The 14,045-nt window shown below is 71.7% G+C and carries 13 protein-coding genes; 6 read left to right on the plus strand and 7 right to left on the minus strand.

What is annotated here, in order from left to right; all coding sequences use genetic code 11:
• Positions 1 to 17 precede the first annotated feature (17 nt).
• From IE241_RS15835 to IE241_RS15845, 3 genes are all read right to left on the minus strand, one after another.
• Entirely contained in the window at positions 18 to 1,664 is a 1,647-nt protein-coding gene (locus IE241_RS15835) for a DNA repair helicase XPB (RefSeq protein ID WP_229899310.1), read from the minus strand.
• Between the two features lie 157 nt (positions 1,665 to 1,821).
• Positions 1,822 to 4,329: a helicase-associated domain-containing protein gene (locus IE241_RS15840; RefSeq protein WP_190022372.1), complete on the minus strand. Its 2,508-nt coding sequence runs from the start codon at positions 4,327 to 4,329 to the stop codon at positions 1,822 to 1,824.
• 438 nt (positions 4,330 to 4,767) lie between these two features.
• Positions 4,768 to 6,150 carry a helix-turn-helix domain-containing protein gene (locus IE241_RS15845; protein ID WP_190022373.1) on the minus strand — a complete coding sequence of 461 codons (1,383 nt, stop codon included), beginning with the start codon at positions 6,148 to 6,150 and terminating at the stop codon, positions 4,768 to 4,770.
• A gap of 206 nt (positions 6,151 to 6,356) precedes the next feature.
• Between IE241_RS15845 and IE241_RS15850 the strand changes: the two genes are divergently transcribed.
• From IE241_RS15850 to IE241_RS15860, 3 genes are read left to right on the plus strand one after another with little or no spacing between them, the layout of a single operon-like run.
• Positions 6,357 to 7,358 (plus strand): Gfo/Idh/MocA family protein, encoded by a 1,002-nt coding sequence (locus IE241_RS15850; RefSeq protein ID WP_190022374.1) that lies wholly within the window; start codon positions 6,357 to 6,359, stop codon positions 7,356 to 7,358.
• A complete protein-coding gene (locus tag IE241_RS15855; protein ID WP_190022375.1) occupies positions 7,355 to 8,608 on the plus strand; it encodes a DegT/DnrJ/EryC1/StrS family aminotransferase in 1,254 nt (417 codons plus the stop codon). Before IE241_RS15850 ends, IE241_RS15855 begins: the two co-directional genes overlap by 4 nt.
• Positions 8,605 to 9,060 (plus strand): NUDIX hydrolase, encoded by a 456-nt coding sequence (locus IE241_RS15860; RefSeq protein ID WP_190022376.1) that lies wholly within the window; start codon positions 8,605 to 8,607, stop codon positions 9,058 to 9,060. Before IE241_RS15855 ends, IE241_RS15860 begins: the two co-directional genes overlap by 4 nt.
• A gap of 55 nt (positions 9,061 to 9,115) precedes the next feature.
• On the opposite strand, the gene IE241_RS15865 is transcribed toward IE241_RS15860, so the two are convergent.
• Both IE241_RS15865 and IE241_RS15870 read right to left on the minus strand, forming a co-directional pair.
• The gene (locus tag IE241_RS15865) at positions 9,116 to 9,295 is read right to left on the minus strand and encodes a DUF397 domain-containing protein (RefSeq protein WP_190022377.1); all 180 of its coding nucleotides are present in this window, start codon (positions 9,293 to 9,295) and stop codon (positions 9,116 to 9,118) included.
• Entirely contained in the window at positions 9,288 to 10,217 is a 930-nt protein-coding gene (locus IE241_RS15870) for a helix-turn-helix domain-containing protein (RefSeq protein ID WP_308433698.1), read from the minus strand. The genes IE241_RS15865 and IE241_RS15870 overlap by 8 nt, the downstream gene beginning before the upstream one ends.
• 223 nt (positions 10,218 to 10,440) lie before the next feature.
• Here IE241_RS15870 and IE241_RS15875 point away from each other — a divergent pair, with 223 nt between their 5' ends.
• Both IE241_RS15875 and IE241_RS15880 read left to right on the plus strand, forming a co-directional pair.
• The gene (locus IE241_RS15875; protein WP_190022378.1) at positions 10,441 to 10,833 is read left to right on the plus strand and encodes a DUF6415 family natural product biosynthesis protein; all 393 of its coding nucleotides are present in this window, start codon (positions 10,441 to 10,443) and stop codon (positions 10,831 to 10,833) included.
• On the plus strand, positions 10,830 to 11,099 hold the full coding sequence (locus tag IE241_RS15880; RefSeq protein WP_190022379.1) for a hypothetical protein: 270 nt from the start codon (positions 10,830 to 10,832) through the stop codon (positions 11,097 to 11,099). Before IE241_RS15875 ends, IE241_RS15880 begins: the two co-directional genes overlap by 4 nt.
• A 241-nt stretch (positions 11,100 to 11,340) precedes the next feature.
• Here IE241_RS15880 and IE241_RS15885 read toward each other — a convergent pair whose 3' ends face one another.
• Entirely contained in the window at positions 11,341 to 12,183 is an 843-nt protein-coding gene (locus IE241_RS15885) for a hypothetical protein (RefSeq protein WP_190022380.1), read from the minus strand.
• A gap of 878 nt (positions 12,184 to 13,061) precedes the next feature.
• On the opposite strand from IE241_RS15885, the gene IE241_RS15890 reads away from it, so the two are divergent.
• Positions 13,062 to 13,721 (plus strand): pentapeptide repeat-containing protein, encoded by a 660-nt coding sequence (locus tag IE241_RS15890; RefSeq protein ID WP_190022381.1) that lies wholly within the window; start codon positions 13,062 to 13,064, stop codon positions 13,719 to 13,721.
• A gap of 35 nt (positions 13,722 to 13,756) precedes the next feature.
• On the opposite strand, the gene IE241_RS15895 is transcribed toward IE241_RS15890, so the two are convergent.
• A complete protein-coding gene (locus IE241_RS15895; protein ID WP_229899315.1) occupies positions 13,757 to 14,011 on the minus strand; it encodes a hexameric tyrosine-coordinated heme protein in 255 nt (84 codons plus the stop codon).
• Between the last annotated feature and the right edge of the window lie 34 nt (positions 14,012 to 14,045).

Consider the following 14,045-nt stretch of genomic DNA (forward strand, 5'->3'; position numbering starts at 1 on the left):
CCTCGACTTCGTACGGCTTACGCCTCCTCGCCCGCGAGCAGCGAGTCCGCGTCCACGATGCGGTACGCGTAGCCCTGCTCGGCCAGGAACCGCTGCCGGTGCGCCGCGAAGTCCTGGTCGACGGTGTCCCGGGCGACCACCGAGTAGAAGCGCGCCTCGTGCCCGTCCGCCTTCGGGCGCAGCACCCGGCCGAGCCGCTGTGCCTCCTCCTGCCGCGAGCCGAACGTGCCCGACACCTGGATGGCGACCGTCGCCTCCGGCAGGTCGATGGAGAAGTTCGCGACCTTCGAGACCACCAGCACCGACAGCTCGCCCTGCCGGAAGGCGTCGAAGAGCTTCTCGCGCTGCGCGTTGCTGGTCTCGCCCTTGATCACCGGCGCGTCGAGGTGCTCGCCGAGCTCGTCGAGCTGGTCGATGTACTGCCCGATGACCAGCGTCTGCTCGCCCTTGTGCCGGGCCACCAGCGCCTCCGTGACGCGCCGCTTGGTGGCGGTCGTCGCGCAGTAGCGGTACTTCTCCTCCGTCTCGGCCGTCGCGTAGGCCAGCCGCTCGGCGTCCGTGAGGTTGACGCGCACCTCCACGCAGTCGGCGGGCGCGATGTAGCCCTGCGCCTCGATCTCCTTCCACGGCGCGTCGAAGCGCTTCGGGCCGATGAGGGAGAAGACGTCCGACTCGCGGCCGTCCTCGCGCACGAGCGTCGCCGTCAGGCCGAGGCGGCGGCGTGCCTGCAGGTCGGCCGTGAACTTGAAGACCGGCGCCGGCAGCAGGTGCACCTCGTCGTAGACGACCAGGCCCCAGTCGCGGGAGTCGAACAGCTCCAGGTGCGGGTAGATGCCCTTCCGCTTGGTCGTGAGGACCTGGTACGTGGCGATGGTGACCGGCCGGATCTCCTTCTTCGTGCCGCTGTACTCGCCGATCTCGTCCTCGGTCAGCGACGTGCGCTTGACCAGCTCGTGCTTCCACTGGCGGGCCGAGACCGTGTTGGTGACGAGGATCAGCGTCGTCGCCTTGGCCTTGGCCATCGCACCGGCGCCGACGAGCGTCTTGCCCGCGCCGCAGGGCAGCACGACGACGCCCGAGCCGCCGTGCCAGAAGCCCTCGACGGCCTGCTGCTGGTACGGCCGCAGCGCCCAGCCGTCCTCCGCCAGCTCGATGGGGTGGGCCTCGCCGTCCACGTACCCGGCCAGGTCCTCCGCCGGCCAGCCGAGCTTCAGCAGCGTCTGCTTGATCTGGCCGCGCTCGGAGGGGTGCACGGCGACGGTGTCCGGGTCGATCCGGGCGCCCACCAGCGGCTGGATCTTCTTCGAGCGGAGGATCTCCTCCAGGACGGGGCGGTCCGTCGACTCCAGGACCAGCCCGTGCGTGGGGTGCTTGAGCAGCCGCAGCCGCCCGTAGCGGTCCATCGTCTCCGCGATGTCGACGAGGAGGGCGTGCGGGACGGGGTAGCGCGAGTACGTGACGAGGGCGTCCACGACCTGCTCGGCGTCATGCCCGGCGGCCCGGGCGTTCCACAGGCCGAGCGGGGTGACCCGGTAGGTGTGGATGTGCTCCGGGGCGCGCTCCAGCTCGGCGAAGGGGGCGATGGCGCGACGGCATGCGTCGGCCTGCTCGTGGTCCACCTCCAGGAGCAGCGTCTTGTCGCTCTGGACGATCAAGCAGGACACTCGTACCTCCACAACCGGGCCCGGCCGACCCATCGCGCCAAACTATTGAGTCTACTTGCTCGAACGTGGAGGCGGGTGGGAATCCCGGTGCGGGGGTGGTGCAGGGCCGGGCGGGGTGGTGGCGCAAGGCCGGGCGGGCTCCGTCAGGCGGGCTCCGTCAGGCGTGCTCGTCCGCCAGTTCGGCCACGCCCGTGATCCGGTGCAGCGGATATGTCCGGACCTCGTCCGCCGTGTGGTCGTAGCCCGTCACGAAGCCGCCCTCGACCCGGACCGGGGCGATCACGCGCTGGCTCGCCGCGCCCTCCGCGTTCACATAGCCGATCCACACCGCGGCGCCCGTGAGCACCGCGGCCTGCATCGTGGCGAGGGTGTCCGCGGAGGTGGTGCGGGGCAGTCCGCCGTCGGCGGGGGCGGGCGCGGCGACCGGCTTGCGCTCGGCGGTGGACGCCAGGTCCCCCGCGCGGATCGCCCGCACGGCGGCGCCCAGCAGCGTCTCGTCCGGCACCGGCGGGCCCTCCGGAACCGGGGCGGGGGCCGTGCGCGGCGGGGTGCGGCGGGCGTCGGCGCGGGTGACGACGACGTCCCCCTCGGCGGACTCGGCCGCCGGGGCGTACCCCATGGCCCGCAGGCCCTCCAGGAGGGCGTCCGGCGCGGCCTGCGCCGCCAGCACGGTGGGGGCGAGGCGGCGCAGCCGCAGCGGGGCGGAGCGGCGGTCGGCGAGGATCTCGGCGAGCATCGCCTCGTCGTCGCAGCGCAGGTAGGACGAGGCCGCGCCGACGCGCAGATGGCCGTGGCGGCGGGCCACGTCGTCGATCAGGTAGGCCAGCGGCTGGGGCACGGGCGTACGGGAGTGCTCCGTGAGGAACGCCTTCAGGTCGGCCGCGGTCTGCCCGGCGTCCAGCGCGCGGCGCACGGAGGCGGGCGTGAAGCGGTAGACCGTGGCGCCGCCCTTGGACTCGACGTCCGCGAGGACCCCGAGCATCTGGGCGAGCGGCCGCTTCAGGGGGCCCGGGGCGACGGCCGTCAGGTCGGCCTGGAGCAGGATGTGGTCGAGCGGCTCGGGCAGGAGCGGGGCTAGGAGGGCTGCCGCTCGTACGGCGCAGGCGCCCTGTTCGGCGTCGCTCAGGGGCTTGGTGCCCGGGGAGCCCTCCGGCCCCAGCAGGGCGCGGCCCGGGGCGGACAGGGCGCCGCGGTTGGTGACGCCCAGCAGCTCCGCCTCGGCCAGCGCCCAGCGGGCCAGGCGCGTACGCAGGTCCTCCGTGCCGGGCTCGGCGGGCGTGCGCGGCGGGCGCTCCCAGTGCAGGCGCTCCAGGAGCGTGTCCGCGGTGACCGAGGCGCCGGGCGGGAGCGTGGCCAGGAGCGCCAGGGCGCGGCGGCGGACCTCGGGCGCCGGAGAGCGGTCCAGCTCCGGGCCGAGCACGTTGAGGGGACGGCCCTTGGCGTCGCGGCTGCCGACCAGGCCCGGAGTGCGGGTGGCCGCGGACCAGGCCGTGGCCAGACGGGCCCAGCGCTGCTCGGTGGGCAGGCGCAGCCAGTCGTCGGAGGCGGGCGTGGGGGCGTAGCGCTCGTCGACCTCGCCGTCGGAGGCGAGCAGCCCGGCCGCGTACGCCAGCTCGATCCAGAAGGCCGCCGTCTCCTCGGTGGTGTCGAGGACGGCCGCGGCGCGCTTGAGGTCGCGCACGCTCAGGCCGCCCGCGCGCAGCACGAGCGGGCCGTCGGACTCCCAGGCGGCGAGCAGCTCCTCCACCGTGCCCAGGGCCGTGAACGCCTGGCCGGCGGCGGCCGCGTCCACGGTGTGCACGGAGTGCGGGGTCGCCGGCGCGAGGGCGGGGGCGACCGGCTCGGGCGTACGGTGCGCGCGCCCCGCGCGCAGGTGCAGGGCCGCCTCGCGGGGCAGGACGACGCTGCCGGGCGTGGCGGGCAGCAGCAGGCCGCGGTCGAGCAGCCAGCGCAGGTGCGGGGCGGGGTCGGCGGTGACCGTGCCGTAGGGCGGGCCCCACAGCAGTCTGCCGAGCACGGCCGTGGCCTCCGCGGGCGCCCCGGCCAGCAGCTCCGCCATCCGGGTGCGGTCCTCGAACAGGGCGGTGAGCGCGGCGACGGCCGACACCGGGTCGTGCGTGCCGGGCAGCCCGGCCGTGGCGATGATCTGCTGGAGGCGGCCCGGGGACATGCCGGCGGTGGCCTCCGCCACGGTCGGGCCGAGGCCGGTGGGGGAGGGGTGCGCCGGGCTCGGCGCCAGCAGCTCGCGGGCGGTGCGCACCAGGCGCAGGCGGTCCTCGCCGCCCCAGACCAGCGCCTGCTCGCGCAGCGTGGCGAGGGCGCGGGGCAGGGCTTCGGCGATGCGCGGGTCGCCCTCGGGAGCGTCCCCGGTCAGCAGGGCGGAGAGGGTGCCGTACGGGCACGGGTCGGGCGCGACGGCGAGGGCCTCGGCCGCCTGCAGCGCGAAGCGGTCCAGGCGCTCCAGGGCCCGGACGACGGAGGCGCGGGTGCCCGCGCGGGTCGCCAGCTGGGTCAGATCGCCCGGCACGGGGTTGAGGAGATCGGGGCGCGCCCGCAGCAGCCCGGCGAGCGCCCCGTCGGGCCGCGCCCGCAACTCCTCGGCCAGCGTCCGCGGCCCGCCGCGCGCGGCGCCGCCGCTACTGCCTGTGTCCCGCGGTGTGGTCATTCTGTTTACGGTACCGGGTTACGCGGCGCAGGCCAGGGGGTTGCGGGGCGGGGCGGGTGGGTCCGGGGGCCGGTTGCGGGTGCGTCTCGGGTCCGGCGCGGGGTGGGTCTCGGGTCCGGGGCCGGGTGGTCTCGGGTCCGGGTCCGGGCCCGTGGTGGGTGCCGGTGTCGGGGGCTCCGGGGTGGGGGTCCGGGGCCGTATATTTACGGGCCGGCGCCCCGGACGTCACGGGCGCCCGCGATCGGCCCACAAATACACGTCAGCGCCCCGGACCCCCACCCCTGCGCCCCCGTCACCTCCCGCCGTCCTTTCCGCTGACGCCGGTTGCCTGACCGGGCGCGGCCCCACCGTGGGGAGCTGCGTGGTCGGCGGATGCGCACGGGTTTGGGCCTGATCGGCAGTCCGTCCTTCACTGCGACGTCCGTCTTGCCGGAGGGTTTAGGGCAGGACTCCGACTCGGGCGGCGAGCCCGCGCAGTTCCGTCGTGGTGCGTCCGGAGACGAGCAGGCCCGAGATGAGGGACTTGACCGCGGGGCGGGCGTGGGTCTCCTCGGGGGCGTGGTGTTCGGCGGCCAGGAGCGCGCGGACGCAGTCGTCGCGGCGGCCCCATCGTCCGTACGCGGCCGCGATATCGGTGTAGTAGCGGGCCCGGCGCTCCACGCTGGGCAGGCTCTGCGGGGCGACGGCCCGGGCGGCGGCGAGCGCGGCGGAGGGATCGCCGGCGGAGTTCTCTGCGGAGATGAGGTGAAGCTGGACGGTGGTCAGGCTGAAGCCGCCGCCGTGGTCCCGCAGCAAGGTGGGCCCGCCGAGTCCCTTGGCGATGGCGGCGGCTTCGTTGGTCAGCTCCCGCATCCCGGCAGTGTCGCCGGCCTTGGCGGCGGTGTACGCGGCGGACTGGATGAGCAGCCCCCGCTCGGCGGCGTGGTCCGGCCCGCCCGCGCGCAGGCCAGGGTGGTCGGCGGCCGTCAGGGCGATGGACATCGCCTGCTCGTACCAGTCGGCTTTCCGGGCCAGGACCGCGAGCAGGCGGGCGGCCTCGGCAACCAGCAGGGCGTCGCCCGCGGCTTCGGCACTCTGGCGGGCGCGGTCGGCGGCCATCCATCCGAGCTGCTGCTCGTCGAGCTTGATGAGCATGCGGGTGGCCAGCAGGTAGCTGCGGGCCAGCAGCGCGCAATCGCCGCTGGCGCTGTGTGCGTGTCCGGCGTGGATGAGCCTGGGCAGGCGGACGGCGAGGCTGCCGTATCGGCAGGTGTGGAAGTCAGTGAGCGCGCGGGAGAGATCGGCGTTCACCGCGGTCTCCGACGGGATGGTGATGTTGTGGTGCAGGCCGAGCATCGCGTCCCGCAGCCGGGCGACGAGGGCCTCGCCGAGCGCGGCTTCGTTCACCGGCGGCCTGCCGCCGGTCAGGACGGGGGCGCCTGCGGCGGCTGCGGCCGTGACCGCGAGGTTCGCCAGCAACCGCCGTCGCCGCACCGGGTCCTCACCGTCCTCCCAACGGGCCGTATCCCCCACCGTAGAGGCAGGAAGGCGGGGGTATGCGGTGGTTGGCCGGATCGCGCTTCCATGTCGGACGTCCGGCTGAGGAGTCAGGCCGAGCGCCTGGGGCGCGATGCCGAGCGCGTCGGCGAAGGCCCGCAGCACGGTGACGTCGGTCAGCGGCGAGATGCCGCGCTCGTACCGGGAGACCTGGGCGGCGGAGTAGCCGGCCAGCCCGCCGAGCTGGGCCAGCGTCAGGCCCCGTTCCTTGCGCGTGCGGCGGACCAGCTCGCCGGGACTCATCTGCGCCGCGGGCGCCGCCCGCGTCCTGCCGCCCGCGTCCATACCCGTCCCCGCTCGTAGCCGAGAGGCGCGCCGTCCCTCACCGTAGCGGCGCGTCCGAGTCGTGGACAGAGGCTTTGCACCGTATGCAAACCGCTTTGCGGGTTGCGAGAACGCCACTCCCGCCGACGCTCCGGCCGCGGTGTCCTCGAAAAGCAGGCGGCCCGCAGACGGCGGGCCACCGCCTCGCCTTCGAAGAGGTGTGAGCGATGAACGCGTTCAAGAGGGCCGCCGTGGTGGGGCTCGGTGGCCAGGCCCGGAAAGACCACCTCCCGGGGCTGGCCGCGTGCCGGCTCGCCGAGCTCGCCGCGGTCTGCGACGTGGACACGGAGCAGACGGCCGCGCAGGCGGACCGGTGGCAGGTGCCCGGCTTCACCGGCCTGAAGGACCTGCTGGAGGAGGTGCGGCCGGACTTCGTCATCGCCGCGGTGCCGCACCACGCCGGCCGGGAGGTCATCGAGGTGTGTGCTGGGGCGGGGGTGCATGTGGTGAAGGAGAAGCCGTTCGCCGTCGACCCGCACGAGGCCGCCGACCTGGCTGCGCTGTGCGAGAAGACCGGCATCGAGCTGATGGTCACCGTCCAGCGCCGCTTCCACCCCGTCTACGCCGCCGCTCTCCAACTGCTGGAACAGATCGGCACCCCGTACCTGGTGGAGGGCCGCTACACCTTCCACTGTCCGGACCCGTCCGCCGGCTGGCGCGGTCGCGCAAAGCTCGCCGGGGGCGGGTGCCTGGCGGACATGGGCTACCACCTCATCGACCTGCTGATCTGGTATCTCGGCCTGCCCGACCGCGTCCTCGCGGACACCTCGGCCGCCGCCGCACCCGGCGCGGACTACGACGCTGAGGACACCGCCCTGGTCCACCTCGCCTACGACTGTGGCCTCTACGGCTCGCTGCTGGTCTCCCGCTCGACCGGGCCGAAGAGCGAGCGCCTGACCGTCACCGGCCCGCACGGGTCCGTGGTCGTCGGACGCGGAGCGGTCCGCCGTCTCGACCCGGGCGGGCAGGTCGTCGAATCCCTGGTGCGCGAACCGGCCTGGCCGAGCGCAGCCGCTCCACAGATCGACTACTTCTGCCGCGTCCTGGACGGCACCACACCCAACCCGTCCGGCCCGGCCGCCCACCTGCCGCACGCCGCGTTCCTCGCCGCCGCCTATGCCTCCCGGACCACCGCACGCCCCGCCAACCCGAAGGAGTTCCTCGCATGACCGACTCCCCGCTCGCCCTGCTCGGTGGCGAAAGCGCCGTCGCCACCCCGGGCCCGCACTTCACTTGGCCGGTCATCACCGAGGCCGACCGCGAGGCGGTGGCTGCCCAGCTGGAGGCGAGCGTCTCGATCCCGGACCGCTCCGGCGTCGTCGCCGAGCTCGAGGACGCACTCGCCTCCTTCCTCGGAGTCCGGCACGTGGTAACCACCTGCACCGGGACTGCGGCGCTGCACTCGATGTATGCCGCGGCCAGGATCGGCCCGGGGGACGAGGTGATCGTCCCGGCGCTCACCTTCCACGCCACCGCGACCCCGCTTTTCCACCTCGGCGCCGACCCGGTCCTCGCGGACGTCGACAATCGCGGTCAGCTCGATCTCGACGAGGCCGCCCGACGCATCACCGCCCGCACCAGGGCCGTGGTCGCCGTGCACCTGTGGGGGCTGCCCGAGGACATGGACACGCTCGTGTCCTTCGCCGACGAGCACGGGCTGATGCTGCTGGAGGACGGTTCCCACGCCCACGGCGCCGCCTGGAACGGCCGGCGCACCGGCACCTTCGGGGCCGCCGCGGCGTTCAGCCTCAACGGGCCCAAGCCGCTCTCGGCCGGCGAAGGCGGCTTCGTGGCCACCGACGACAGCGAGCTGTACTACCGGGTGCTGTTGCACGGCCAATACAACAAGCGCTGCCACCGCGAGATCCCCGCGACCCACCCGCTCGCACGCTTCGCGGTCACCGGCATGGGACTGAAACTACGGATCCACCCCCTCGCCGCCGCCCTCGCCCACGCCCAGCTGCCCCGCCTGGAGGGCCACCTGGACGGGCGCCAGGCCATCGCGGCCCGCATGTGCGCGGCCCTCGACGACGTGCCGGGCATCCGGGGGCCGCACGTGCCGGTCAGTGCCCGGCCGTCCTGGTACGCCCTGCCGCTGCGGTACGAGCCGGCCGAGCTCGGCGGGCTGCCGTTGGAGCGGTTCCTCGCCGCCGTACGTGCCGAAGGCGCCACGGAGGTGGACCGGCCGGGCTCGACGTGCCCTCTGGGTGGTCATCCGCTGTTCCAGGCTCCCGGGGGCCTGCTGCCTGGCTACGCTGACCGACAGGGCCCCGCCGTCGACGACCTCCCGACGGCCGAGCACGTGCACGCCACCACCTTCAAACTGCCGGTCTGGCACCGCGAGGAGGACATCCGCCTCGCCGACGCCTACACCGCGGTCCTCGCCAAAGTCGCCTCCCACGCGAAGGATCTGCTGTGAGTTCCCCCGACACCGCTCTGCTCGACGACCTCGCCCGCGCCGCGGAACGGGACGGCATCACCAAGACCGTCGTCGGCGCCGTCATCGCGGGCGCCGACGGCAAGGTCCTGCTGCTGCGCCGCCCAGCCGACGACTACCTCGGCGGGCTGTGGGAGCTCCCCTCCGGTGGCGTCGACGACGGCGAGACCCTCATTGAGGCTCTGCGGCGGGAGGTCGCCGAGGAGACAGGGCTGACGGTCACGGTCGTCGGCGGCTACCTCGGCCACTTCGACTACCGCTCCGGCAACGGCCGTGCCACCCGCCAGTTCAACTTCACGGCCACCGTCACCCCCGGCGAGAGGGTCACGCTCACCGAGCACGACGAACACCTGTGGGCCGACCACACCCAGCAGAACCAGGTCTCCACCGCCGTCCGGATCGTCCTCGACACCTGGCGCCGCCAGACCACCTGACCGGCCCCTGAGTCCGAAGCAGGCCCCTTGGTGGAGCACCCCTCGGGGCGCGACGCTACAGCCGACCCGAGCGGACCTCGTGGAGGAATGAGGTCCAGGCCGACGGGCGGACGCGGAGTGACGGGATGCTCGTGTCCTTGGAGTCGCGGATGCCGATGCCCTCGGTGAGGGCGGCGACCTCGACGCAGGTGTGCTGCGCGTCGCTGTAGGACGACTTCATCCATATGTCAGGCATCGCTGACCTCTCTCGATAGTTGTTGCAGGAACCCCACGGTCTTCTCCGGCGACATCGCTGTGGCGCTGAGGGAGCCGAACTTCCGGGAGAAGCGTCCGACCTCTCGCGTCTTGTCCGACATGCACACGGATCCCCATGGCACATCGGTCTGGACCGTCGACGGCAACGCTTCGCCCAGGTCGAGGAGGGTGAAGTTCGTGCCGAACCGGTAGCCGACCTCGTGGGTGCGCAGGATCTGCACTGTCACATTTTCCCGCTCCGACAATGCGGCAATCTCCGCGTACTGCTCGCGCATGACATCGGCACTCCCGACGACGTGGCGTAGCGCTGCTTCCCCCAGGATTGCCCAGAGGTGTACGGGATCCTCCCCGCGGGTCAGGAGTTCCTTGCGTTTCATGCGCAGGCGAACGCTCTGGTCGATGTACTCGCTCGTGGTCTCGTCGTGCAACTTCTCCATCTCGAAGATGGTGGTTGCGTACCTCTTCGTCTGGAGCAGGCCCAGGACCAAGGTCGGGTGCCATGCCTTGATGGCGCGGGCCACGGATTCGACGTTTGCGTGCGTCCGCACCGTCGGGTGCACCGCGCTGGCGAAGGATGTCCATTCCTGGCTTGCGGATTCGCGGTGCAGCTGGGCGAGCGCAGCGATGTGGTCCTCGTCCGTGACGTCGTACCGCTTCAGCAGACTGCGCAGGTGACTGGCCTGCTTGAGCGCGATGCTCCCTGTCTCGACGCGCTGGAGGTGGGACTCGCTGAACCCCAGGCCCTTCACTGCCTGTTCGAGTGTCATCCCGGCTTCGCTGCGCATGCGGCGCAGTTCGGTACCGAGTGCGATCCGACGAGCTGTTGGTCCGATCCGTGCTCCCACCCTCATCGCCTTCCGTGGCCGCCTGAGTCCTGGCTGAGTCTGGCGCTGCGTGTTCATGCTGCGCTCCCCACTGTTCCTTTTGCGTGCGCGCCTGAAGGCGTCGTGAACCCCTCAAATCCCGTCGTGCGTGCACGTGTTGCCGTCATGGCATGTGCCACTTCGGAGGCTAGCGGTATTTCTGTGGGATGGCGCTTGAATCCTCAGTTCGCCACTCGGCAGGGTGGTTCCCGTACCGAGTCGCAGGTCGGGGCGATGCCCCGCACCGCTCGAAGGAGCCGTCATGCCTCCCTTCCCCCATACCGCCCAGACCGGCGGAGGGATCACGTTCACTCCGGCCGAGCCGTCCCCCGTCTCCATCGGGCAGGCCCTCCGAGAGGCCACCGCCATGGAGACGTGGTTGCCCGCCCCGTCTCGGCTGAGCGAGGTCACCGAGCGGCTCCTCGGTTACATCCGGGAGACCGCCCCGGCCGTGGAGGCGGCTGCGGGCCGTCGCCCTGTGGCGTGTCCGGTCCGCCGGGCCGCGGTCGCCGCGGTGCAGGAAGCCCGTCACCGGGCCGGGGGTGGGCCCGGCAACGGGTATGCCTCCGCGATCACCTTTGCCCGAGGCCTGGGCAAGGCCGCGGGGGACCTGATGCACCAGCAGCGGCGTCTGCAGCGGGGAAGCGAGCGGTGAAGGGGGCGGCTGTGCGCCTGTGGGTGTGGTGGTGCCTGCACGGGCAGTTCTCCCGCCTCGTACGGGCCCTGTGGCCGGGCCGCCGGCGGGCGTATGTCGTCACCGAAGAACCGGCTCGCCTCGAAGAGTCGTGGCGACTCCTTCAGCTGCGTATCAAGGTGGTGGCCGTTCCCCACACCAGCGGCCCGCCCGCGCTCAAGCGGCTGCCGGGCTGCACCTGCGATGCGCAAGGCGCCCTAGGTCCGTCTTCACACGCGCTCGGCTGATGCCGAGGGCCGGGACCGGTCGTCCGCGGGTGGACGACCGTCGGCTGATCACCGGCATCGCCTGCAGGAACGGAACCGACTCGGCCTACGAGTTCTCAGTACGGTTACGGTGGCTGTGCTGGTTATCCGGCTTCGCTTGTGATCGGCAGGACGGAACCCAAGACCGTTGAGCCTCGAAGCTGACTTGATCAGCTGGAAGGAGTCGACGTGAGCAGGGCACGGCTGTGGCGCATCGTTGCCCTCAGCCCGGTGGCGGTTGCAGCCGACCTCCTCCAGGGCATGGCGCGGAGACGCGCGGCTTCGAGTCTTCGGCCCGCTGCTTGCCGTGTCGTACCTGTTGTCCCTTATTTCGTACGCCCGCGGTCAGTCCCACCCAGGTGTCAGGGCCTCTTGGAATCACGTACACCGGGTCGCCTTCTTGCCAGTGGAGCGGCACGACGTAATAGCCGTACTGTCCCTCGACGATGCGCCGGAGATTGGTGTAGCGGTATCGGTAGGGGAGGCAGACCCCCAAGTCCTCTTCGTAGACATAGGGGATGCTCAGGCGTCCGGTGCTCAAAACCAGGACTCCAGTCGATGGCGTGATGTTCTTCGCGCGGGCGGCGGCGTCCCAGTTGCCGAACTGCTGGATGAGCAGGGTGGCCGCCCAGAAGAGGCAGACACCTGCGGCGAAGGCCGGCACCGCCGAGTGCTGCGAACCCTGCGGGACGCGCTGCTTGACCCGAATATTCCGGCAGAGGAAGAGCCCGGCCGCCAGAGTGAGTGGGGCGATCCAAGGGTGCCCCTGTACCCAGTGCCATTCGACGAACATAGCCAGCCCGGTGACCGCGAGCAGCGCGCCGAGCGCCTTCGCTGCTGCGACCCGACCGGAGAAGAATCTACTGATCCGGTCGGCATAGGGCAGTCTGACCGGGGGCCGGATGAGGAACACAAGGAGAACAGCGACCGCCGCCACCACGATCCCGCGTCTCAACAGCGCCAGGCTATTGAGGACGAATTCAGCGGAACCGAAACCGAGAGTGAAAGGGGAGATGCGGAAGTATCCGTAATAAGCGATGGCGTAGACCGCGCCGAGATAGAACATGAGCGCGGCGATGAGCGAGGCTCGGGCAACCAGGGCCTTGACAGGGGACGTAGACGGAGGCGGATCCGCGCACTGCGCATGTTCCTCTGGGCAGGAACCACTTTTTGCGGCCTCGCTCATTATCAGCTGGGTGACCAGCCCGGCACTACCTCTTGGTCACCGGATGGCCCAGTGTCCTCGGGCGGAGGAGGGGGCGGCGTGACACCCGGGGCCCCGGGTGCGGACCTGGACGGGGACTGCGTCTTCTTCGGCTCTTCCGGTTCATTCGGCGAGCAAGCGGCGCTACACGTCAGGCACAGGGCCACAAGGCTGCAAACGCCCGCTCTGTGCACTGCTTTTCTGTACACGTCGCCTCCCTGTCTCATCCATCACGCCTGAGCGTAGGTCCTGGCGGTGGCACGGCATGGTTGGCGCGCTTCGGCCGCTCAGATCATCAGCCTGATGGGCGAGCTGCAGGTGACTCTGCGGCAGTGGCGCAGCCCCCGGCCGTCGCCACCCCGGTGCCGGCCGCCGCCTGGCCGGCATCAACCTCATCGTCGTCGCGCCGACGCCCCCTTCCGTTTGTCCAGAATGGCCCGTGAGCAGGACTCGGAGATCCGGCAATCAAGGCGCGGAGCGCAGAATCAATTTCAGAGAACTGTGCCGCCGGGCGATGGGCGGCCGCCGGGCCTGAATGCGCGATGCAGCATGATCAGGTGCCTTGTTTATCGCTTTTGTATAGATTCTGGGGTCGCGGTCGATGGCCTTTCGGAGTCGTCTCCCGGCGTTGCGCCGATTGGATAAAACCACGCGAGCGGCGTCAGCATGGTGCCCTCCCCTCACCGCGGGCCCCAGGGCCCCGGCGAGGGCTGCCCACCCCTTCGTCCCGGAAGGAACCCATGCGAGTCGGCGCCCCCCATGACCTGGCCGCACTGCCGTATGCGCACCGCCTTGAGCCCTTCGCCGGTGAGCTCGAGCAGGCGGGCACCTACGAATGGCTCCACTTCGACGGCTCCGCCTTTCAGGGGGCGGAAGCAGGCAGTGCGCTCTTCAGCGAGTCGGCGTTCTCCTCGGTGACCTTCGAGCATGGCCGCCTCCGGCACTCCCGGTTCGACGAGGTGTGGCTGCACACCGTCCGCGTGGTCGGCACCAACCTCGCGGAGACCACCTGGCTCGACAGCGAGTGCACCGCCGGCATCTTCGCCGGCGTGGAGATGCATGGGGGCGAGATGCGCCGCACCGTCTTCCACCAGTGCAAATTCGACTCGGTCAACCTGCGCGCGACCACGCTGAAGGACGTCGTCTTCGTCGACTGTCTCCTGCGCGACGTGGACTTCGGCGGGGCGGCACTGGCCGACGTCCGCTTCCCCGGCTCGACCCTGGACCGGGCCCGCTTCGACAAGGCCACGCTTACCCGAGTCGACCTGCGCGAAGCCACCGCGCTGGGTATCGCCTCCGGGATCGGGTCCCTCAACGGCGCGACGATCAGCACGGCCCAGCTGTTCGACCTGGCGCCCGTCCTGGCGCAGCACGTCGGCCTCACCGTGAAAGACGACTGACGGCACTGCCGAGGGCGCTGCCGGCGGCACAGGAGTCAATCGCGCCAGTAGCCGTTGGCGGCGGCGATGGTCTGGAACTCGATCGCGACGACCCGCGCGGCGTCGATGAGACTGTCCGGAGTGGAGGAGTAGTTGGGGCGGCCTCCCTTGAGAACATCCAGGTCAGGCTGGATGTTGTGGATGGTGTGCCGGGCCAGCATGAGCGCGAGGGCACGGCCTTGCTCCGGAGTCTTGGTCATCAGGGAACCGCCGGGAACCAGGACCATGTCGTCGTCGGATACTCGGTTCATGCCGCACAGTGTCGCCGGGCGCTCGGACTCTGCG

This window comes from Streptomyces hiroshimensis, assembly GCF_014650335.1.
Classification (GTDB): domain Bacteria; phylum Actinomycetota; class Actinomycetes; order Streptomycetales; family Streptomycetaceae; genus Streptomyces; species Streptomyces hiroshimensis.